The sequence below is a fragment of the Leisingera sp. genome (genome assembly GCF_034669605.1).
Taxonomy (GTDB): domain Bacteria; phylum Pseudomonadota; class Alphaproteobacteria; order Rhodobacterales; family Rhodobacteraceae; genus Leisingera.
Genome location: NZ_JAXMOX010000066.1, coordinates 1 through 21,065, shown reverse-complemented (window position 1 = coordinate 21,065; position 21,065 = coordinate 1). Strand labels below are relative to the sequence as shown.

Below are 21,065 nucleotides of genomic sequence, written 5' to 3'. Positions count from 1 at the left end.
GGCGGCAATGTCGCGGGCCTTGTCCTGGGTCTCCCAGGTAAAGCCTTCGCCCATCGCATAGAACTGGCACAGGTCGCTGAAGTTTTCCTCGATCAGGGTGCGTTCGCCGGTCTGCCAGGCGCCCTTGATGAACTGCACCACCGCCGACGGCATCCCATGCGCAATGCAGCGCATGATCATCCCGAACCCCGAGGACGATTTGCCCTTGCCCGGCCCGGTGTGGACGATGATCAGGCCCTTCTCGCCCTCCTTGGTCTTCATCATCCGGTCGCGCGCGGCCTTCTTCTTGGCCATCTTGGAAGCGTGACGGGCGGCTTCTTCCTCTGAGATGCCGGTTTCAGACTTTTCGCTCATGGGGGCTCTCCAGCTGTTTGACCCATGTCTTGACAAAGAAGGGCACGATAGCGCAAGGGGGTTTCGCTGGTTCCTGCGAAAGCAGGCGAAGAGGGAATGTGAAGGCCATGCGGGCCGAAGCACAGCCGCCCCCGCGACCGTGACCGGATGAGGCCGCCATGCCACTGGGTGATCCCCGGGAAGGCAGGATGGCCGGCAAGGCCCCGCGCCTTGGCATCCGCAAGCCGGGAGACCTGCCAGCGAAGGAGAGTTCAACGGGCGGGCGGGGTGTTCCGCGACCGGTTGAGGGGCAGGCACGCATTGCCCCCTTCTGGCCATGTCCCTGCTTGCCTGACGCGACAGGAGACGCGCCAATGGCAGAAGACAAGGCGGCCCCCCCCGCCAGCACCCCGGGACCGGTCACGCTGACGGTTTGCCTTACCTGCCGCCGCGACGGCGCCGACCCGGAGGCCGCCCGCCCCGGAGCCATCCTGCACGCCGCGCTGGAAGAGGCCGGAATGCCCGAGGGAGTCCGCCTGCGCGGTGTCGAATGCCTGTCCTCCTGCAAGCGCGGCTGCGCCGTTGCCCTGATCGGCGGCGCCGAGCGCTGGACCTATGTCTACGGCGACCTCGACCCGGACCAGCATGTCCCCGAAATCCTGGAAGGCGCTGCAGCCTATGCCGGCACCGCCGATGGCCTCGTGCCCTGGCGCCAGCGCCCGCAAACCTTCCGCAAGCAATCCGTTGCCCGCATTCCGCCGGCCAAGTTCTTCTCCGAGGAGTAATCATGAGCGATCTCAACAAGATCCCCGTCACCGTCATCACCGGTTTTCTGGGCGCAGGTAAAACCACGCTGATCCGCCACCTGATGCAGAACCCGCAAGGAAAACGCCTGGCGGTGGTGGTGAACGAGTTCGGCACCGCCGGTGTGGACGGCGACATCCTGAAATCCTGCGCCGATGAAAACTGCCCGGCGGAAAACATCATGGAGCTGGCCAACGGCTGCATCTGCTGCACCGTGGCCGATGACTTCATCCCCACCATCGAGCAGCTGATGGCCCTGCCCGAGCAGCCCGACCACATCGTCATTGAAACCTCCGGCCTGGCGCTGCCGAAACCGCTGCTGAAGGCGTTTGACTGGCCCGCAATCCGCTCCCGCATCACCGTCGACGGCGTGATCGCGCTGGCGGATGCTGAAGCGGTCGCCAAGGGTCAGTTCGCCCCCGATCTCGACGCCGTGCAGGCCCAGCGCGAAGCGGACGACAGCATCGACCACGAAACCCCGCTGTCCGAGGTGTTCGAGGATCAGATCTCCTGCGCCGACATCGTGCTTCTGTCCAAGGCCGACCTGGCCGGCGACGCAGGGGTCGAGAAGGCCCGCGCGGTGATCGAGGCCGAGGCGCCCCGCAAATTGCCGATCCTGCCGATGAGCGAAGGCGTCATCGACCCGCGCATCATCCTGGGCCTGGGTGCCGCTGCCGAGGACGATCTCGACGCCCGCCCCAGCCACCATGACGGCCACCACGACCACGAGCATGACGATTTTGAAAGCATCGTTGTCGAAATGGGCGAAGTATCCGACCCGGAAGCGCTGCAGAATGCGATCGTGAAACTCGCCCGCGAGCGCAACATCCTGCGCGTCAAAGGCTATGTCGCGGTGGAAGGAAAGCCGATGCGGATGCTGGTTCAGGCCGTGGGCGAGCGTCTGCGCGCCCAGTACGACCAGCCCTGGGGCGCGCAGCCGCGCAAAACCGCCCTGGTGGTCATCGCCGAGCATGACGACATCGACGAGCAGGCGATCCGCGCCGAGCTGGGGGCGTAAGCTGATGCTGGCTTGGGGCGATGATAGCTGCTGTCTTGACCGGCCCTTGGGCCGGACAGCCCCCGGCTGCCCCCCCGGGCGGGGGCTTTACCCCCACCCGCGGCCGGGGGCTGTCCTCCGCGCGTCATGGCGCCCATCGCGAAAGGCCTGACCCATGCACGTCGTCTTCCGCGAAAGCCACGGCCTTGACGAGACCGATACCCCGCAAGACCTCGGGCAGACCCCCGCGGACCTTGCGGTGCTGTCCTTCTCCGACAGCGACCTCGGCGCTTTTGCGGCGGGCTGGCACCGTGCGGACGGCAAGCTGCCCTCGCTGCGCGTCGCCAATCTGGTGGCGCTCAAGCACCCGCTGTCGGTCGACGTCTACGCGGAACAGACACTGGAGGGCGCCAAGGGCGTCCTCGTCCGCCTGATCGGCGGCGAAAGCTACTGGCCCTACGGCCTCGCCACCCTGCAGGACCTGGCCCGGCGCAAGGGCATTGCGCTGGCGATCCTGCCCGCCGACGGCCGCGAGGACGCACGGCTGGATGAGCTTTCCACCCTGCCCGTCTCCACCCTGCGCCGCCTGCAGGCGCTTTGCGATGCCGGCGGCGCGGTTGCGGCACAGGCAGCCCTGGCCCAGTTGGCTCTCGCGGCCGGCCTCTACGCTGGTCCTGTCCTCGGCCTCAAGACGATGCCGGAACATGGGTTCTACGATCCGGAAAGGGGCGTGCTGCCCGACCTGCCGGCGCAGGACAAACCGCTGGTGCTGGTCAGCTTCTACCGCTCCTACCTCACCGCCGCAGACACCGCCCCGGCCGATGCGCTGATCAAAGACCTGCGCGGCCGCGGCTATGCCGCCTATGGCATCTTTGCCGCCAGCCTCAAGGCCCCGGCCGCCGCAGACTGGCTGCGCGAAAAGCTGCCCGCGCTGAACCCGGCGGCCATCATCAACGCCACCGCATTTTCGGCCCAAGGCACCGACGGCAGCGCCTCTCCGCTTTCCACCACGGGCTGCCCGGTGTTTCAGGTCGCCCTCTCCACCGCCCGCAAAAAGGACTGGGCCGAGGCCGGCCGCGGCCTCTCCCCCGCAGATCTCGCCATGCATGTGGTGCTGCCCGAGGTTGACGGCCGCATCTTTGCCGGCGTCGTCAGTTTCAAATCGCCGGGCAAGAAAGACCCGGACCTGCAGTATTCCCGCTTTGCCCACCGCGCCGATCCGGGCCGCATCAAAGCCGCCGTCGACCGCGTCGAAGGCTGGCTGCGGCTTGCCAATCTGCCGAACGCAGACAAACGCCTTGCCCTGATCCTGTCCACCTATCCGGGCCGCGACCACAACCTCGCCCACGCGGTGGGGCTGGACGCGCTGGCCTCTTGCGACGAAATCCTGCGCGAACTGGCAGCGCAAGGCTACGCTGTCGAGGCGCTGGAAAACACCGGCCTGCGGCTGATGCAGGAGACTCTCAGCGTCCCGCTGGAGGAGTACTTCAAGGCCCTTGCCACCCTGCCGCAAGACCTGCAGGACGCCCTGGCCGAGGCTTGGGGCAGCCCGGAAGAAGACGCGGACTGCCGCGATGGCGCCTTTCATTTCAAGGCCCTGCGCGCAGGCAATGTCCTGATCGCGCTGCAACCCGAACGCGGCGAGGTGAAAACCCGCGTCGATGACTACCACGACCTCGACCGCACCCCGCGCCACGCCTATGCCGCCTTTTATCTATGGCTGCGCGCGCAAACAGACGCCCTCGTCCACATCGGCGCCCACGGCACCCTGGAATGGCTGCCGGGCAAGGCGGTGGCCCTTTCCGGCAGCTGCTGGCCCGAGGTCCTGACCGGCCCTCTGCCGGTCGCCTATCCCTTCATCGTCAACGACCCCGGCGAGGCTGCACAGGCCAAGCGCCGCATCGGCGCCATCACCCTTGGCCACCTGCCGCCGCCCTTGGCGCAGACCAGCCTGCCCGACGGCATGGCCCGGCTTGAAAGCCTGCTGGATGAATACTCCACCGCCGACGGCCTGGACCCGGCCCGCCGCGACCGGCTGATCGGCGATATCCGCGCCGAGGCGCAAGGCACCGGCGTCGAGGCTGATCTGGGCCTTACCCCCGGCACCTCTCCCGCCGAGGCGATCACCCGCATCGACGCCTTTGTCTGCGACATCAAGGAAAGCCAGTACGGCGAAGGGCTGCATATCTTCGGCACCGGCCAATGCGGGGCAGAAGAACGCGCCGGCCTGATTGCGGCCCTGGGCGGCAAGATCGTCCCTCCCGGCCCATCCGGCTCGCCGTTCCGGGGCCGCGACGATGTGATCCCGACGGGCCGCAACCTCTTTACCACCGATCCGCGCGCGGTGCCGTCGCGGGCGGCGCATGCGCAAGGGGTCAAATTGGCAGAAGAGCTGCTGCGCCGCCACCTGCAGGACCACGGCGACTGGCCCAAGGGGCTGGTGATCGACCTCTGGGGCTCCGCCACCATGCGCACCGCGGGCGAGGAATTTGCCATGGCCCTGCAGCTCGCAGGCCTCGCCCCCAAATGGGACGAAGGCTCCGAACGCGTCTCCGGCTTCGAGGTGCTGCCGCTGTCGATGCTGAACCGCCCCCGCATCGACGTGACCCTGCGGGTTTCCGGCCTGTTCCGCGATGTGTTTCCCGGCCTCGCGCAGATGTTCGAAACTGCCGCCGCCGCCCTCGCCCAGCGCGAAGAAACCCAGGCCGACAACCCCTATCTCACCGAGACCCCGCGCGTCTTTGGCCCCAAGCCGGGCCAGTACGGTCTGTCGATGAACCCGCATCTGGACGATTATACCGACGCGGCCCGCGCCGCGGCGGGCGAAGCCTGGCTCAACGCCTCCTCCCACGCTATCGATGCCAAGGGCGCCATCAGCGACGCGCGCGAGGCGCTGGAGGTCCGGCTGCAGGGCGCCGACAGTTTCGTGCATTTGCAGGATCTGCCGGAAACCGACCTGCTGATCGCCTCGGATTATGCCGCGCATGAGGCCGGTTTTGCCGCTGCCATGGCCCGCATCGGCCAGAAGGCGCCCGCGCTCTACCACATGGACGCTACCCGCCCGGACAAGCCGCAGGCGCGCTCTCTGGGCGAGGAAATCGCCCGCGTCACCCGCGCCCGCGCCGCCAATCCGGACTGGGCCACCGCGATGATGGGTCACGGCTTCCGCGGCGCGGCAGAAATCGCCGCCACCCTCGACCACATGGCCGCCTTCGCGCATCTGGCGCAGGTGGTGCAGCCGCATCTGTTCGATCTCTATTTCGAGGCCACCCTGGGCCGCGACGATCTGGTGGCGTTCATGGAGCGCGAAAACCCCGACGCACTTCAGGCCATGCGCGACCGCTTCCGCGCGCTGTATGACGCGGGCCTCTGGAGCACCCGGCGCAACTCGATCATGGCAGAGCTGGAGGGCGCCGCATGAATGGCGGGGCCATCTCCGGTACGCCTAAGGTATACGGCTGGTGCCCGGGAGCCTTGCGCCCGATGATGTCCGGCGACGGGCTGGTCGTGCGCATCCGCGCGCCGCTTGGTAAACTCTCCGTTAACCAGGCGCGCGGTGTGGCAAGACTTTCGCAGGACTTCGGCAATGGGCTGCTGGATATCTCCGCCCGCGCCAACCTGCAGATGCGCGGCCTCCGCGCGGACCGCTATGAGGCGCTGATTGAGGGGCTGCGCGGCCTTGGCCTCCTCGACCCGGATGCACAGGCCGAAGCCCGCCGCAATGTCCTCCTCGCTCCCTTCTGGGCTGAGGGTGACGACACCCACGCCATCGCCACCGACCTCAGCGCCGCGCTGACAGCCGCAACGGACCTGTCTTTGCCCGGAAAATTCGGCTTTGCCGTGGACTGCGGCGAAGCCCCTGTGCTGCAAGACACCGCCGCCGACATCCGCATTGAGCGCGCAGGCGGCACCCTGATCCTGCGCGCCGGCGGCGCGGAGACCGGCACGCCCGTCACACGTGAATCCGCCGTTGCCGAAGCCCTGGCCCTGGCCCGCTGGTTTCTCAAGCAGGGCGGCGCGCCCGAAGGCCGCGGCAGGATGCACCGTCTGATCGCGCGCCGCGGGCCGCCGGCAGCGCATGCCGCACCGATGGCACGCGCCCGCTTCACCGCAAAACCGGGCGCTGTCCCCGCGGGGACACTGGCCGCTTTGGAGTTCGGTCAGATGCCCGCCGCCACGTTGGCACGGCTGGCAGATCATGGGCCTGTCCGCCTCACCCCCTGGCGGATGCTGCTGGTGGAAGGTGCCGCTAGCCTGCCGCCGCTGCCCGGCCTGATCCTGGACGCAGCGGACCCGCGCCTGCAGGTCGTCGCCTGCACCGGCGCGCCCGGCTGCCTGCAGGCGCTGTCCTCCACCAGGGGCTTGGCGCGCCAATTAGCGCCGCATGTCCCCGCGGGAACAAAGCTGCATATCTCCGGCTGCGCCAAGGGCTGCGCCTGCCCGGGCACCGCGCCGCTGACCCTGACTGCAACCGGCCAGGAAGAATTCTCTCTGATCCGCCGTGGCACTGCCGCGGATCAGCCCGTAAAGACCCGCCTGAGCGCCGCCGCCTTGCGCGCCGCTCCCGAACTTCTGAAAGAGGGCAACTGACATGCTCCACACCTATGAAACCAACGGCGCGGCGATCTATGCCGAAAGCTTTGCCACCATTCGCCGCGAGGCCGATCTGGGGCGCTTCAACAAGGACGAGGAAAGCGTTGTTGTCCGCATGATCCACGCCGCCGGAATGGTGGGCCTGGAAGAGCACGTGCGTTTTTCCGAGGGCATGGCCGAATGTGCCCGTGCAGCACTTGCCAAGGGCGCGCCGATCCTCTGTGACGCCTATATGGTCAGCGAAGGCATCACCCGCCCGCGCCTGCCCGCGGACAACGAGGTGATCTGCACCCTGCGCGACCCCAAGGTTCCTGACATGGCCAAGGAAATGTCCAATACCCGCTCTGCCGCAGCATTGGAGCTGTGGCGGCCGAAACTGGAGGGGGCCGTGGTTGCCATCGGCAATGCCCCTACCGCGCTGTTCCATCTTCTGAACATGCTCAAGGATCCCGCCTGCCCCCGCCCCGCCGCCATCATCGGCTGCCCGGTGGGTTTTGTCGGCGCGATGGAATCGAAAGACGCGCTGATGGAAGACCTGCCGGTGCCGTCGATGATCGTGAAGGGCCGCCTCGGCGGCTCCGCCATCACTGTCGCAGCGGTCAACGCGCTGGCGAGCTGGAAAGAGTAACCCATGGGTAAAGTCATCTGCGCCGGGCTTGGCCCCGGGGATCCCGACCTGATGAGCGTCCGCTCGCACCGGCTGATCTCAAACGCGCGCCACATCGCCTATTTCCGCAAGGCCGGCCGCCAGGGCCAGGCCCGCGCCATTGTCGAGGGTATGCTGGGTGACGGTGTCACCGAACATGCAATGGAATACCCGGTCACCACCGAGATCCATTTCGCGGACCCCGAGTACAACCGGGTGCTGGCGGAGTTCTATGACCAATGGGCCGACACCCTGGCCGAGATCGCGCAGGACGAGGACGTGGTGGTGCTCTGCGAGGGCGACCCGTTCCTCTATGGCTCCTACATGCATCTTTACACCCGCCTGCAGGGCCGCTCCGCGCAGGAAATCGTGCCCGGCATCACCGGCATGTCCGGCTGCTGGACCGCCTCCGGCCAGCCGATCACCTGGGGCGACGATGTGCTGACCGTGGCGATGGCCACCCTCAGCGAGGATGAGCTGACGGAGCGCGCGTCGAACACCGATGCGCTGGTGGTGATGAAGATCGGCCGCAACCTGCCCAAGCTGCGCCGCGCGCTGGAGCGGGCGGGCCGTGCCGGGGACGCGTGGCTGGTCGAACGCGGCACCATGCCGGGGCAGACCGTGCAGAAGCTCTCGGAGATCGACGGCGACGTGCCTTATTTCTCCATCGTACTGGTTCACGGACAGGGGCGCCGGCCATGAAACTATCGCAAAACGGTTGGGTTGTGATTGCCGGGCTTGGCCCCGGAAACGAAGCACTGGTAACGCAGGAAGTGCGCGACGCCATTGAGGAAGCCACTGATATTGTTGGCTATATCCCCTATGTCAAACGCATCGATCCACGCCAGGGGCTGACCCTGCATGCCACCGACAACCGGGTCGAGATCGACCGCGCCACCCACGCGCTGGAGATGGCTGCCGAGGGCAAACGGGTTGTCGTGGTGTCCTCCGGCGATCCGGGCGTCTTTGCCATGGCCTCTGCCGTGTTCGAAGCGCTGGAAAGCAACGCCGAAAGTAAACCGGAATGGCTGGATCTGGAGATCAAGGTTCTGCCGGGCATCACCGCGATGCTGGCCGCAGCTGCCGCCATTGGCGCGCCGCTGGGGCATGATTTTGCGGCCATCAACCTGAGCGACAACCTGAAGCCCTGGAGCCTGATCGAAAAGCGCTTGCAGCTGGTTGGCGAAGCCGGTCTGGCAATGGCGTTTTACAACCCGCGCTCCAAGTCGCGGCCGCATCAGTTTGCCCGCGCACTGGAAATCCTGCGCGAGGCCTGCGGCGCCGACACGCTGATCACCTTTGCCCGCGACGTGACCAAGCCCGGGCAGGAACTGCTGACCGTGCCGCTGAAGGATGCAACGCCAGAGATGGCCGACATGCGCACTGTGGTGATTGTCGGCAACCGCGGCACGCGGCGCATCGGCAGCTATGTCTATACCCCCCGCTACGCGGCTGAGGGTTAAGCCAAGGGATGCGAGAGCCAGGCCATAACCGCTGCCACGCTGCCCATAACGGGCCGCTCGGGCACCTGCGGCCTGCCGATCATGATGACCGGCAGGCTCAGTTCGCGCGCGGCAGCGAGCTTGGCCGCAGCACCCGCACCGCCGGCGTTCTTGGCAACCACATGGGTGATGCCGTGGCGCTGCATCAGCGCAGTGTCACCCGCCGCGTCAAACGGGCCGCGGGCGATTTCAACCGTGGTATGCGGCAGCGGCAATTCCGCCTCCGGCGCGTCCACCAGCCGCAGCAGGTAATGGTGCTGGGGCTTGGCTGCGAATTGGGTGAGGTTCTGCTTGCCGATTGCCAGGAACACCCGGGCTGCCGCCTCGGGCAGAGCTTCGGCGGCTTCCTCTATGCTATCCACATGCACCCATTGGTCGCCCTCCCCGGCCTGCCAGGCCGGGCGTACAAGGGCGCAAACCGGCACCTCTGCCAATTCGCAGGCATGCACCGCATTGCGGCTCATCCGGGCGGCAAAGGGATGGGTTGCATCCACCACATGGGTGATGCCCTCGCTGTGCAGGTAAGCGGCCAGTCCCTCGGCACCGCCAAAACCGCCGACGCGGGTGGGCAGCGGCTGATTGACGGGCCTGGCGGTGCGGCCGGCGTAGGAAAACACCGCATCCGCGCCGGTTTCAGCGAGGGTTTTGGCCAGCGCCGAGGCCTCGGTGGTGCCGCCCAGCAAGAGGATGCGTGTCATGTCTGATAGCCTTTCAAAGCACTGGCTGACGATTATCGGTCTGGGCGAAAATGGACTGGAAGGCCTGTGCGATGCAAGCCGGAAGGCCTTGGCCGAAGCCGAAGCGATCTTTGGCGGCCCGCGGCATCTGGAACTGGCCGGCGCAGGCAGCAAAGGCCAGCCCTGGCCGGTGCCGTTTTCGATCGGTCCGGTGTTGGAAATGCGCGGACGGCGCGTCGCCGTTCTGGCCTCTGGCGATCCGTTCTGGCACGGCGCCGGCGGGTCGCTGTCCCGGCATCTGGAGGCGGGAGAGTGGGTCTCGCACCCGGTGCCCTCCACCTTTGCGCTGGCGGCGAACCATCTGGCCTGGAAGCTGGAGGAAGTGCTGTGCCTTGGCCTGCATGCGGCGCCTTATGCGCGGCTGCGCCCCGTTCTGGGCAACGGGACGCGCGTCATCTGCACAATGCGCGACGGGGCGGCGCCGGCAGAGCTGGCCGAGTGGCTGGCGGCTGTAGGGTTCGGCCCCTCGCGGCTTACTGTAATGGAATGCCTCGGCGGGCCGCGCCAGCGGGTGCGCTCTGTCTCGGCTGAAGGGTTCAGCCTCCAGGACATTCAGGCGCCGGTTGCGGTGGCGGTTGAGACTGCGGGCAGCAGGGGCCTGCCGCAAGCCTCGGGTCTGGCGGATGATCTGTTTGCCAGCGACGGGCAGATCACCAAACGGCCCATCCGGGCGCTGACACTGTCGGCGCTGGCCCCGCGCGCAGGCGAGCTGCTGTGGGATATCGGCGGCGGGTCCGGTTCGGTTTCGGTGGAATGGTGCCTTGCGGCATCCGGCGCAAGGGCGATCGCATTCGAGCCGCGAGAAAGCCGGTTGCAGAACATCCGTGCCAATGCGGCGGGGTTTGGCCTGGATCATCGGATGACGGCGGTTCCGGGCAAGGCGCCGGACGTGCTGGCGGGCCATCCCCTGCCGGATTGCGTGTTCATCGGCGGCGGCGGCTCGCAAGCGCTGCTGGACCATCTGTGGGAAATCCTGCCCACAGGCACGCGGCTGGTTGCCAATGGTGTCACGCTGGAGACCGAAACCCTGCTGATGCAGGCCCATGCGGCGCGCGGCGGCCAGCTGCTGAAGGCCGAGATCGCAGAAGCGGGGCCCCTTGGCTCGATGCGCGACTGGCGGCGGGCCCGGCCCGTCATTCAGTGGAGTGTCAGCCGATGAAAGTGGCAGGCATCGGATTTCGCACCGCCGCCACCGCAGCGGATTTGCGGGCGGCGCTGGCGCTGACCGGGGTTGAGGTGGATGCGCTGGCCTCCATTGCGGAGAAAGCGGAAGCGCCCGCGATGCAGGAATTTGCGCAGAGCATCGGCCTGCCGGTAATTGCGCTGCAGGACCGGGAAATTGCCGGGGAGCAGACCCTCACCTGCTCGCCCCGGATCAAGGCGCGGTTCGGCACCGGGTCGCTGGCGGAAGCCGCGGCGCTGGCCGGAGCGCGGCACGGGGCACCGGGTGCCGGGGCGCGCCTTCTCGCCCCAAGAGTTGTCACCGCGGATGGGCTTGCCACCGCGGCCATAGCAGAAAGACTTGAGCCATGACCGTTCACTTCATTGGCGCCGGACCGGGCGCTGCCGACCTTCTGACCTTGCGCGGGCGCGATATCCTCGCGGCCTGCCCGGTGTGCCTTTATGCGGGCTCGCTGGTGCCGGAGGAAATCCTCAGCCACTGCCCGGCGGACGCCAAAGTGGTGAACACCGCGGCGATGGATCTTGAGGCCATCGTGGCAGAGATCAAGGCCGCGCATGCGGCGGGCCAGGATGTGGCGCGGCTGCATTCCGGCGATTTGTCGGTGTGGTCGGCGATGGGCGAGCAGATCCGCCGCCTGAAGGCCGAGGGGATCCCGGTGAGCGTCACCCCCGGGGTGCCGTCCTTTGCCGCCGCTGCGGCGGCGCTGGGGACCGAGCTGACGCTGCCCGGTCTGGGGCAATCGGTGGTGCTGACCCGCACGCCGGGGCGCGCGTCTTCGATGCCTGCGGGGGAGTCGCTGGAGAATTTCGCCAGAACCGGCACCACGCTGGCGATCCACCTGTCGATCGGCAATCTGGACCATGTGGTGGACAGCCTGACTCCGCATTACGGCGCCGACTGCCCGGTCGCCGTGGTTTACCGTGCCAGCTGGCCGGATCAGCAGATCATCCGGGCGACGCTGGACACCCTGAAGGCATCGCTGGACGAGAAGATCTCCCGCACCGCGCTGATCCTGGTGGGTCCGGTGCTGAAGGGCGAAGGCTTTGACGAAAGCTGCCTTTATTCGACTGAGTACGACCGCCGCTACCGGCCGCAAAGCGCTGACAGCCCGTGGTCGAGCTGGAGCCATGGGGACGATTGAGGGGAAGAGTGAGCTGATGACTGATATGAACCCTCCCGGACTGATGATCTCGGCGCCCTCATCGGGCACCGGCAAGACCACCGTGATGCTGGGCCTTCTGCGGGCACTGGCCGAGGACGGGCTGGCGGTGCAGCCCTACAAGAGCGGCCCGGACTACATCGACCCGGCCTTTCACCTGGCCGCTGCAGGGCGTCCGAGTTTCAACCTCGACACCTGGGCGATGGATGCACAGCTGCTGGATGCGGTCACAGGTCAGGCGGCAGGCGCGGAAATCTGCATCGGCGAAGGCTCCATGGGGCTGTATGACGGTGTGGCAACGCGCGGGCAGTCGGGCTTTGGCTCCTCAGCCGAAACAGCCAAGCGCATGGGCTGGCCGGTGGTGCTGGTGGTTGACGTGGGCGGTCAGGCGCAATCGGCGGCCGCCACGGCCTTGGGGTTCAAGAATTATGACAGCGATGTGCCCTTTGCCGGGGTGATCCTGAACCGGGTGGCCAGCCCGCGGCATGAGCGGCTGACCCGATTGGGGATGGAAAAGGCGGGGATCAAGGTGCTGGGCTCTCTGCCCCGCCGCGGCGACCTGACCCTGCCGGAACGGCATCTGGGCCTGATCCAGGCGGTGGAGCATCCCGATCTGGAAGCGGCGATTGCCGGCTACGCGTCCTTTCTGCGCGAGAATGTTGATCTGGAGGCGATCAAATACGCCGCGCTGGCGGGGGCTGCCCCGGCGGCGGCTAAGCTGCCCTTGCCCCCGGCCCAGCGGATTGCCTTGGCGCGGGATGCGGCGTTTTCCTTTACCTACCCGCATCTGCTGACCGGCTGGCGCGCAGCGGGGGCAGAGATCCTGCCGTTTTCCCCGCTGGCGGATGAAGCGCCTGCTGCGGATGCCGACCTGGTCTGGCTGCCCGGCGGCTACCCGGAACTGCATGGCGGCGCGCTGGCGGCGGCGGAGAGCTTCCGCGCCGGGCTTTGCAAACATGCCGAGACCAAACCGGTGCATGGCGAATGCGGCGGCTACATGGCCCTGGGCGAAGCGCTGATCGACAAGGACGGCAACCGGCACCGGATGGCCGGGCTGCTGGGGCTGGTGACCTCATACGAGAAGCGCAAGTTCCACCTCGGCTACCGCCGCGCCATTCTGCAGGCGGACATGCCGGGGTTTGCGGCCGGCACAGCATTGCGCGGCCATGAGTTCCACTACTCCACCATTCTGGAAGAACCCGACGCGCCCTTGGCCAATGTCATGGACGCCGATGGCGGGCCGGTGCCCGAGACCGGCTCGGTCAAGGGCCATGTCACCGGCACGTTTTTCCACCTGATCACCGGAGAGCAGGCATGAGCGGCTTTGTCAGCTTTGTGTCCTCCGGCCCCGGCGACCCGGAGCTGCTGACGGTCAAGGCCGTCAAGCGGCTGGAGGCGGCGGATGCGGTGCTGTTTGACGATCTGTCCTCGGGGCCGATCCTGAACCACGCCCGTGAGGATGCCGATCTGGTCGGCGTCGGCAAGCGGGCGGGCCGCCCCTCGCCCAAACAGGACCATGTGAGCCGGCTCTTGGTGGATTATGCCTCCTCCGGCCTTAATGTGGTGCGGCTGAAGTCGGGCGACTCAGGCGTGTTCGGGCGGCTTGAGGAAGAGATGACAGCCCTGCGCAGCGCCGGCATCAAGTTTGAGATCGTGCCCGGCGTGACCGCGGCCTCGGCGGCAGCGGCGGCGGCGAATATTCCGCTGACCCGGCGGCTGACCGCGCGGCGGCTGCAATATATCACCGGCCATGATGTGACCGGCGGCCTGCCGGACAATCTGAACATCGCGGCGCTGGCGGACGCAGAGGCAACCACGGTTGTCTACATGGGCAAGCGCACCTTCGCGGGCCTGTCTGAAAAGCTGATGGAGGCCGGCCTGCCGGAGAGCACGCCCGCATTGGTGGCGCTGGGGGTTTCAACCCCGGAACAGTCGCTGCACCGCCATACCGTGGGCGAGTTGCCCCGCCTGCTGCGGGAGATGGAAACCACCGCGCCGGTGCTGATCCTGTACGGTCCGCTGGCGGAGCCGGACCTGCCCGGCGCATGAGCCTGCCCACGGTCACCCTGTGCCGCACCTGCCGCGGCGCGGACCCTGCCCTGTTCGGGCAGGTCCGTGCCGCGCTGGAGGCATCGGGGGTAAAGGCGCAGCTGCAGCAGGTGGATTGCATGTCCGGCTGCAAACAGCCGCAGACGCTGGCGGTGCGCCAATGCGGCAAGACCGCCTATCTGTTCGGCAAGGTCACGGCAGAGGATCTGCCGGATGTGCTGACCTTCCTGCGGATGTATGAGGGCAGCCGGGATGGCAATTTCGCCGATGCCCGGCCGCTGGGAAAATTGCGGTTCAAGGCGATTGCCCGGATCCCGGCGGATTTGGAGTAGCCCGCCTGCAGCGGGCGGCGGCAACAACCCGGCGCGGCATTTTGGCCGGAAAATTTGAAATTTCCGCCTGCAGCTGCGGCAGCTCACCTGTGCCGTGAAACTTGCCCCGCATGACGCTGCAGAGCGCAAACCTGGCGGATTCTTCCTTGACCGGACGCATCCCCGCAGGGCAGAACAATCCGATACGGTGTCTGATAGTGCCTAAGCACTGGGACTGAAACGGGAATGAGGACGGTGGACCAAATCGCGGCACCGAAGCCTCAACCGCCCCCGCGACTGTGAGCGGCGAGCGGCCTTCCAATATCCACTGGCGTGAAGGCGCCGGGAAGGAGGAAGGCAGCAGCGACCCGCGAGTCAGGAGACCGGCCGTGTAACGGACGCAACTTATACCGTCGGGTGTGACGGTAGGGAGGACTACAAATGACGACCAATACGCTTAAGGCTTCTGCTGCCGGCACCAGTGTACTTCCGGCTCTGTTTGCCGTGGTTCTGGGGCTGGGGATCATCACGCTGACCGGCCATGTTCAGGCATCTGCCCTGCATGACGCCGCGCATGACGTGCGCCACGCCACCGGCTTCCCCTGCCACTAAGGCCATGTTCAGCCGCATTCTGACCAGCGGCTTGTTCGCTGGCGCTGCAGCAGGGTTGATTACCGCCCTGCTGCAGCTTTATTTCGTGCAGCCCGTGCTGCTCCACGCCGAGCTGTATGAGAGCGGCGCGCTGGTGCATTTCGGCGCTGACCCGGTCACCGCCCATCCTGCCCTGCCCGGCCTGTTTGCCGAGCCGGTGCGCGATGGCCTGAGCATCATCTTCACCATGCTGACCTATACCGGTTATGCGCTTGTGATGGCGGCGCTGATGTCTGTGGCCGAGCGCCAGGGGCATGAGATCAACGCGCGCACCGGCCTGTTGTGGGGTCTGGCGGGGTTCATCACCTTCCACTTTGCACCGGGCCTGTCGCTGGCGCCGGAAGTGCCGGGTGTCGCCGCCGCTGACGTCGGCGTGCGCCAGATCTGGTGGGCCGTGACAGTGGCTGCGGGCGGTGTCGCCATGTGGCTGATCGCCTTTGGCGGCAACCTGGTGAGCATCCTGATCGCAGCCCTGCTGCTGATGGGTCCGCATATCGTTGGCGCGCCTGAGCCGGAGACCTTCTCGGGCCCGGTGCCGACCGAGATCGGCGCGCTGTTTGCCGCCCGTGCCTTTGGCATCGGCATGGCCGCCTGGGTGCTATTGGGCAGCTTCGCCGGCTATTTCTGGCAGGTTGAAGGCAAGCGCGCAGCCGCCGCAGCCTGATCCCGCCTGATCTGCCCCCCGCCGGCCAGAACCGGCGGGGACAGTCTTTTTCCGAGGATAACACGATGCCCCGCTCCCTTGCTCTTTTTGCCATTGGCCTGATCTTCGGCGGCGGCGCCGGTTTTGTGATTGCCGCCGGCAATGGCGTCACCTTTGACGGTCATGACCACGGCGACCCGGCCCACCATGGCAAATCCGCGGCAGAAGCCATGGCCCATGATCATTCTGCTGCGGTCGACCTGCCCGCCGGCGGCGACGCGCCCAGCGTTGCGATCCGGCTGATCAAGGACCCGATGGCCGGATGGAACCTGCAGGCGACACCGCAGAACTTCCGCTTTGCGCCTGAACACGCCTCTGCCGCTGACGTGCCCGGCGAAGGCCATGCGCATGTCTATGTGAACGGCGAAAAAATCTCCCGCCTCTATGCCGGCTGGATGCACATCCCGTCGCTGCCGGACGGCGCCGAGGTGAAAGTGTCGCTGAACACCAACAGCCACAGCCGGCTGCTGGTTGCAGGCGAACCGGTTGAAGCCAAAACCACCGCGCCCGCTGACGGCGACGGCTCCTGACCGCAACTGCAGGCTTGCAAGAACTCCGGCACGGCTCCATAGGGGGCCGTGTTTTCATGTGAAAGGCCCCGTCATGATTGAGCTTTGCCTGATCGGCATCGGCACCGGCAACCCGCAGCACATGACGCTGCAGGCAATCGACGCGCTGAACGCGCAGGACCTGATCCTGATCCCCAACAAGGGCGCGGGAAAGGACGATCTGGCCGGCCTCAGGCGCGCGATCTGCGACCGGGCGATCAAGGGCAATGGGCCGAAGATCGTCGAATTCGCCCTGCCCGTGCGCGACGAGGCCACCAAAAGCTACCGCAAGCGGGTGGACGACTGGCACGACGCCATCGCGGAAATCTGGTGGCAGAACATCACCGGAAACCTGCCCGCGGGCGGCAAGGCCGGGTTTCTGGTCTGGGGCGATCCGTCGCTGTACGACAGCACCATGCGGATTGCCGAGCGGCTGAAGACGCTGGCGGAGATCAAGCTGACGGTGATCCCTGGCATCACCTCGGTTCAGGCGCTGACTGCCGCCCATGCGATCCCGATCAATGAAATCGGCGCGCCGTTCACCATCACCACCGGGCGGCGCTTGCGGGAAAACGGCTGGCCGGACAGTGCCGATACGCTGGTGATCATGCTGGACGGGGAATGCTCGTTTCAATCCATTGCGGCGCAGGGGATCGAGATCTTCTGGACCGCCTATGCCGGCATGGAGAACCAGATTTCCATAGCGGGCCCGCTGGCGGAGGTTGCGGCCCAGATCATTGAAACCCGCACCAAGGCACGGGCCGAGCACGGCTGGATCATGGACATCTACCTGCTGCGGCGGTGCTGACCCGCCGCCGTCAGGGGCGGAACGGCATTGCAAACAGCGCGAGCGCCAATGCTGTTTACTGCAACTGAGGAGCAGCCTGCGGATTTCCTCGCCGGAGGCTTCAGGGGCACTCCGCTGAGCGATGCGGCGGATCATCTTGCCGCGTTTCCCGTTCAGTTTCTGGGCATGGGCCGCGACTGGGGCTGCGGTGCCTCGACCCGTCGGCGGGGGCATCCCTTCCGCCGGTTCCGCCAGCCAGTCCGGCCCCGGTGCGGCCGGGGTCCAAGAGGAGAAAATGCTGGACTGTCTTGTGCATCGCTATGCCGGGGCGCGGCCAAATCCGGTGAAACTTGCACAGCTCAGAAAGAAGCTGCCAGCGTCGAACCAGGCCGGGCAGCACAGATGGGAAGGGAGAGGTGATGGGTCTGCCCTTGCGGCAGCTGCGCGGCGTGGCGAAGGGCACGGGGGAGCGACCCGGCTGATACTGCTGCCATAGCCCCCCCTTTCCAAGGGCGCCCGTTGCGGCGGCGTGGCGGCGAGAAATCCGGCATGGGCCAGTGAGCCCGGCCATCTGAAACAGCCTCTCGGCCAGTCGAACTGTCTGGCGAAGCGGCAGGCGAAGCGGCAAGCCGAAAACCACATTCAACATGATGCAAGTTCGGATCGCAGCATCCGCGCAGGTTTCAGACCGCCCACGCTCGCCGGACTTTTTCGTATTCCAGTTCATGGCGTGACCGAACCAGACTGATAACGAACCGCGTCTGTACAGGGAGGCATTGCAGGCCGGCCAGTCTGCCCTGCGGTAGCTGGGCGGAGAAGGCTTCGACATGCGTCGGATCCAACCGTCAGAAATCGCGAAGGGAATCTCTGTCACTTTTGGCGCAGCAACGTCCGGATCAGCACGTCATCAGGATGCCATTTGTCCGCCGGGACTGAACAATCCCGGCGGGTCTGGTTACGCGCTGTGGACGCCGGAAGCTTTTGATCCGGGGCCACCCTCAAATGCCGCAGGACAGCTAAATATCGCGCTGCTGCAGCAACTCCGCTCCTGCGCCTGCTTACACGGGCTTTCTGTTGCGGCCCCGGATCAGCCGGTAGATCACCACGAAGAACAGCGGCACGAACACAACCCCCAGAACCGTCGCGGAGATGACGCCGCCCATGACGCCTGAGCCCATCGCCGTGCGCCCGCCCGCACCTGCGCCGGAAGACAGCACCAGCGGCAGAACGCCCAGCGAAAAGGCCATGGAGGTCATCAGGATCGGGCGGAACCGCTGCTGCGATGCGTCCTTCACCGCTGCCAGCAGCGGCTCGCCGGCCTGCACCTTGTCACGGGCAAATTCCACGATCAGAATCGCATTCTTGCCGGTGAGGCCGATCACCGTGAGCAGGGCCACCTGGAAATAGACGCCATTCTCGAACCCGCCCAGCCAGGCCCCCGTCAGGGCGCCGGCAACACCGATCGGCATCGCGAGCATTACCGCAAAGGGGATCGACCAGCTTTCGTACAGCGCGGCGAGGCACAGGAACACTGCCGCCAGCGACAGCGCATACAGAAGCGCGGCCTGATCGCCCGCCTCGCGTTCCTCCAGCGACAGGCCGGTCCATTCGGCCTGGAAGCCGGGCGGCAGCTGTTCCATCAGCGCTTCGATTTCCGCCATTGCCTCGCCGGTGGTGACCCCCGCGGCCGGGCTGCCCTGCAACTGGATCGCCGCAACGCCGTTGTAGCGGTACAGGCCCTGCGGGCCGAACCGCCAGCTGGCCTTGGAGAAGTTCGAGAACGGAACCATACCGCCGGTGTCGTTGCGCACCCGCCACTGTTCGATGTCCTCGGGCACCATGCGGTAGGGGGCGTCGCCCTGCACATAGACCCGTTTGATGCGCCCGCGGTCGAGGAAGTCGTTAACATAGCGCCCGGCCCAGGCGACCGAGAGCATCTCACCCACGTCGGTTGCGGAAATCCCCACGGCGCCGGCCGCGCTCCAGTCGACATTCAGGTTGAACTGGGCCGCATCCTCCAGACCGTTGGGGCGGATCGAGGCGATCTTGTCGCTTTGCGCCACCAGCCCCATCAGCTGGTTGCGGGCGGCCACCAGCTCCTCATGCGGCTGGCCGTTGCGGGCTTGCAGATAGAAGTCGAAGCCGCTGACGTTGCCCAGCTCAATGACCGCGGGCGGAACAATGGGAAAGACAAAGGCCTCGCGGATCTGGGAAAACACCCCGAAAGCGCGCCCTGCAATGGCCTGGACGCTGCGGTCCGGGGTGCTGCGCTCTTCCCAGTCCTTGAGGTTGACAAAGGCGAGGCCCATGTTCTGCCCTTGCCCGGCAAAGCTGAAGCCGCGCACGGTAAACAGCGATTTGACGTTTTCCGCCTCGGTTTCGAGGTAATGGGTTTCAAGCTGTTTCAGCACCTCTTCGGTCGCTTCAGCAGTGCTGCCGGTCGGCCCCTGCACCATGGTGAACAGGATGCCCTGATCCTCTTCTGGCAGGAACCCTGTCGGGGTGCGCAGGAACAGGCCGACCATCACTGCACCGATCATCAGGTAGATCAGTCCGATCCGCACAGGACGGCGGATGACATAGCCGACCGTCGCGCCGTAGCCGCGCGTCAGCCTGTCGAAAGCGCGGTTGAACAGGCCGAAGACGCCGCGGCTGCGGGCGCCGTGGTCGGGCTTGCGCAGCATCGTGGCGCACAGGGCGGGTGTCAGCGTCAGCGCCACCACCACCGACAGCATCATCGCCGAGACGATGGTGATCGCAAACTGCTGATAGATCACTCCGGTAGAGCCGCCGAAGAAGGCCATCGGCACAAACACCGCGGACAGAACCAGCGCAATGCCGATCAGTGCGCCGGTAATCTGCCCCATCGACTTGCGCGTGGCCTCGACGGGATCCAGCCCTTCCTCCTCCATGATCCGCTCGACGTTCTCGACCACTACGATGGCGTCGTCCACCAGCAGGCCGATCGCCAGCACCATTGCCAGCATGGTCAGCGTGTTGATGGAAAAGCCGAAGACCGCCATCACACCGAAGGTGCCGAGCAGAACCACCGGCACCGCCAGCGTCGGGATCAGCGTTGCCCGCAGGTTCTGCAAGAACAGGAACATCACCAGGAACACCAGCACGATCGCTTCGAACAGCGTTTTCACCACCTCTTCGATCGAGATCTTCACAAACGGCGTGGTGTCATAGGGGACCACATATTCGACGCCTTCCGGGAAGAACTGCGAGACCTCTTCCAGGCGCGCTTTCACCCGCTCGGCGGTGTCCAGCGCATTGGCGCCGGAGGCGAGCTGGATCGCCATACCGGCCGTGGGCGAGCCGTTGAAACGGGCCGATGTCGTGTAGCTTTCGGCGCCGATTTCCACCCGCGCAACATCGCGCAGCAGCACCAGACCGCCATCGGTCTCGGCGCGCACCACGATCTGTTCGAAATCCTCGGGTGTCGTCAGCAGCGACTGGGCGGTAATGGTTGCGTTCAGCGCCTGTCCTTCGACCGCAGGCAGCGAGCCGAAGGAGCCGGCCGAGACCTGGGCGTTTTCTTCCGAGACCGCCCGCACTATGTCGCTGGGGCTGAGTTCGAAGGCGGCCAGCTGTTCGGGGTTGAGCCAGATCCGCATGGCGTATTGGGCGCCGAAAACCTGTACGTTGCCGACCCCTTCCAGGCGGCTGAATTCATCCACCATGCCGGACACCATGTAGTCTGACAGGTCAACCGCATCGAGCCGGCCGTCGGTGGAGACCAGCGACGCCACCAGCAGGAAGCCGCCGGAGGATTTGCGCACTGTGACGCCCTGGCGCTGCACGGTTTCGGGCAGCAGGGGAGTGGCTTGGCCCAGCTTGTTCTGGACCTGAACCTGCGCGATGTCCGGGTCGGTGCCGGTTTCAAAGGTCAGCGTCACCGAGGCGGATCCGGTGGAGGTGGACGAGGAATTGATGTAACGCAGACCGTCAAGCCCGGTCATCTGTTCTTCGATGACCTGGGTGACAGTGTTGTTCACCGTCTGGGCCGAGGCGCCGGGATAGTTGGCGCTGACCTCAACCGTCGGCGGGGCGATTTGC

General features: G+C 66.4%; 21 protein-coding genes and 2 riboswitches. Of the genes, 17 read left to right on the top strand and 4 right to left on the bottom strand.

Annotated features, from left to right (window positions below; translation table 11 throughout):
• A partial coding sequence (locus VOI29_RS10345; protein ID WP_323778456.1) for a cob(I)yrinic acid a,c-diamide adenosyltransferase occupies nt 1-354 on the bottom strand: 354 nt, incomplete at its 3' end.
• 50 nt (nt 355-404) lie between these two features.
• Nucleotides 405-610: riboswitch (cobalamin riboswitch) on the top strand.
• Nucleotides 611-707: 97 nt separating this feature from the next.
• Here VOI29_RS10345 and VOI29_RS10340 point away from each other — a divergent pair.
• From VOI29_RS10340 to cobJ, 7 genes are all read left to right on the top strand, one after another.
• On the top strand, nt 708-1,118 hold the full coding sequence (locus VOI29_RS10340) for a DUF1636 domain-containing protein (protein WP_323778454.1): 411 nt from the start codon (nt 708-710) through the stop codon (nt 1,116-1,118).
• A gap of 2 nt (nt 1,119-1,120) precedes the next feature.
• Entirely contained in the window at nt 1,121-2,155 is a 1,035-nt protein-coding gene (gene cobW / locus VOI29_RS10335) for a cobalamin biosynthesis protein CobW (protein ID WP_323778452.1), read from the top strand.
• 154 nt (nt 2,156-2,309) lie between these two features.
• Nucleotides 2,310-5,555: a cobaltochelatase subunit CobN gene (gene cobN / locus VOI29_RS10330; protein ID WP_323778450.1), complete on the top strand. Its 3,246-nt coding sequence runs from the start codon at nt 2,310-2,312 to the stop codon at nt 5,553-5,555.
• Nucleotides 5,552-6,724, top strand: coding sequence for a precorrin-3B synthase (gene cobG / locus VOI29_RS10325; protein ID WP_323778448.1), 1,173 nt, complete (start codon nt 5,552-5,554; stop codon nt 6,722-6,724). The genes cobN and cobG overlap by 4 nt, the downstream gene beginning before the upstream one ends.
• Nucleotide 6,725: 1 nt before the next feature.
• Nucleotides 6,726-7,355, top strand: coding sequence for a precorrin-8X methylmutase (locus VOI29_RS10320; protein WP_323778446.1), 630 nt, complete (start codon nt 6,726-6,728; stop codon nt 7,353-7,355).
• Between the two features lie 3 nt (nt 7,356-7,358).
• Nucleotides 7,359-8,075, top strand: coding sequence for a precorrin-2 C(20)-methyltransferase (locus tag VOI29_RS10315; RefSeq protein ID WP_323778444.1), 717 nt, complete (start codon nt 7,359-7,361; stop codon nt 8,073-8,075).
• The gene (gene cobJ / locus VOI29_RS10310) at nt 8,072-8,836 is read left to right on the top strand and encodes a precorrin-3B C(17)-methyltransferase (protein ID WP_323778442.1); all 765 of its coding nucleotides are present in this window, start codon (nt 8,072-8,074) and stop codon (nt 8,834-8,836) included. The genes VOI29_RS10315 and cobJ overlap by 4 nt, the downstream gene beginning before the upstream one ends.
• Here the strand turns inward: cobJ and VOI29_RS10305 are convergent.
• On the bottom strand, nt 8,833-9,573 hold the full coding sequence (locus VOI29_RS10305; RefSeq protein ID WP_323778440.1) for a cobalt-precorrin-6A reductase: 741 nt from the start codon (nt 9,571-9,573) through the stop codon (nt 8,833-8,835). The two genes, cobJ and VOI29_RS10305, sit on opposite strands and share 4 nt — an antisense overlap.
• On the opposite strand from VOI29_RS10305, the gene cbiE reads away from it, so the two are divergent.
• The 10 genes from cbiE (at nt 9,572) to cobF (ending at nt 17,024) form a co-directional block, all read left to right on the top strand.
• Complete coding sequence (gene cbiE / locus VOI29_RS10300) at nt 9,572-10,771, top strand: precorrin-6y C5,15-methyltransferase (decarboxylating) subunit CbiE (RefSeq protein WP_323778438.1); 1,200 nt, start codon at nt 9,572-9,574, stop codon at nt 10,769-10,771. The genes VOI29_RS10305 and cbiE overlap by 2 nt on opposite strands.
• A complete protein-coding gene (locus VOI29_RS10295; RefSeq protein WP_323778437.1) occupies nt 10,768-11,145 on the top strand; it encodes a cobalamin biosynthesis protein in 378 nt (125 codons plus the stop codon). Before cbiE ends, VOI29_RS10295 begins: the two co-directional genes overlap by 4 nt.
• Nucleotides 11,142-11,936, top strand: a complete 795-nt coding sequence (cobM, locus tag VOI29_RS10290) for a precorrin-4 C(11)-methyltransferase (protein WP_323778435.1) — start codon at nt 11,142-11,144, stop codon at nt 11,934-11,936. Before VOI29_RS10295 ends, cobM begins: the two co-directional genes overlap by 4 nt.
• A 16-nt stretch (nt 11,937-11,952) precedes the next feature.
• Nucleotides 11,953-13,272 (top strand): cobyrinate a,c-diamide synthase, encoded by a 1,320-nt coding sequence (locus VOI29_RS10285; protein WP_323778433.1) that lies wholly within the window; start codon nt 11,953-11,955, stop codon nt 13,270-13,272.
• Nucleotides 13,269-14,003 carry a uroporphyrinogen-III C-methyltransferase gene (gene cobA, locus VOI29_RS10280; protein WP_323778431.1) on the top strand — a complete coding sequence of 245 codons (735 nt, stop codon included), beginning with the start codon at nt 13,269-13,271 and terminating at the stop codon, nt 14,001-14,003. The genes VOI29_RS10285 and cobA overlap by 4 nt, the downstream gene beginning before the upstream one ends.
• Nucleotides 14,000-14,335 carry a DUF1636 family protein gene (locus tag VOI29_RS10275; RefSeq protein WP_323778430.1) on the top strand — a complete coding sequence of 112 codons (336 nt, stop codon included), beginning with the start codon at nt 14,000-14,002 and terminating at the stop codon, nt 14,333-14,335. Before cobA ends, VOI29_RS10275 begins: the two co-directional genes overlap by 4 nt.
• 168 nt (nt 14,336-14,503) lie before the next feature.
• Nucleotides 14,504-14,721, top strand: a riboswitch (cobalamin riboswitch).
• A 34-nt stretch (nt 14,722-14,755) separates the two neighbouring features.
• Entirely contained in the window at nt 14,756-14,926 is a 171-nt protein-coding gene (locus VOI29_RS10270; protein WP_024089135.1) for a CbtB domain-containing protein, read from the top strand.
• Nucleotides 14,927-14,930: 4 nt separating this feature from the next.
• Nucleotides 14,931-15,629: a CbtA family protein gene (locus VOI29_RS10265; protein WP_323778428.1), complete on the top strand. Its 699-nt coding sequence runs from the start codon at nt 14,931-14,933 to the stop codon at nt 15,627-15,629.
• Between the two features lie 65 nt (nt 15,630-15,694).
• Complete coding sequence (locus VOI29_RS10260; protein WP_323778426.1) at nt 15,695-16,198, top strand: hypothetical protein; 504 nt, start codon at nt 15,695-15,697, stop codon at nt 16,196-16,198.
• Between the two features lie 73 nt (nt 16,199-16,271).
• Complete coding sequence (cobF, locus tag VOI29_RS10255; protein ID WP_323778424.1) at nt 16,272-17,024, top strand: precorrin-6A synthase (deacetylating); 753 nt, start codon at nt 16,272-16,274, stop codon at nt 17,022-17,024.
• A 100-nt stretch (nt 17,025-17,124) separates the two neighbouring features.
• Here cobF and VOI29_RS24615 read toward each other — a convergent pair whose 3' ends face one another.
• Together VOI29_RS24615 and VOI29_RS10245 are read right to left on the bottom strand one after the other, a co-directional pair.
• The gene (locus VOI29_RS24615) at nt 17,125-17,832 is read right to left on the bottom strand and encodes a transposase (RefSeq protein WP_416361514.1); all 708 of its coding nucleotides are present in this window, start codon (nt 17,830-17,832) and stop codon (nt 17,125-17,127) included.
• Between the two features lie 229 nt (nt 17,833-18,061).
• A partial coding sequence (locus VOI29_RS10245) for an efflux RND transporter permease subunit (RefSeq protein ID WP_323778422.1) occupies nt 18,062-21,065 on the bottom strand: 3,004 nt, incomplete at its 5' end.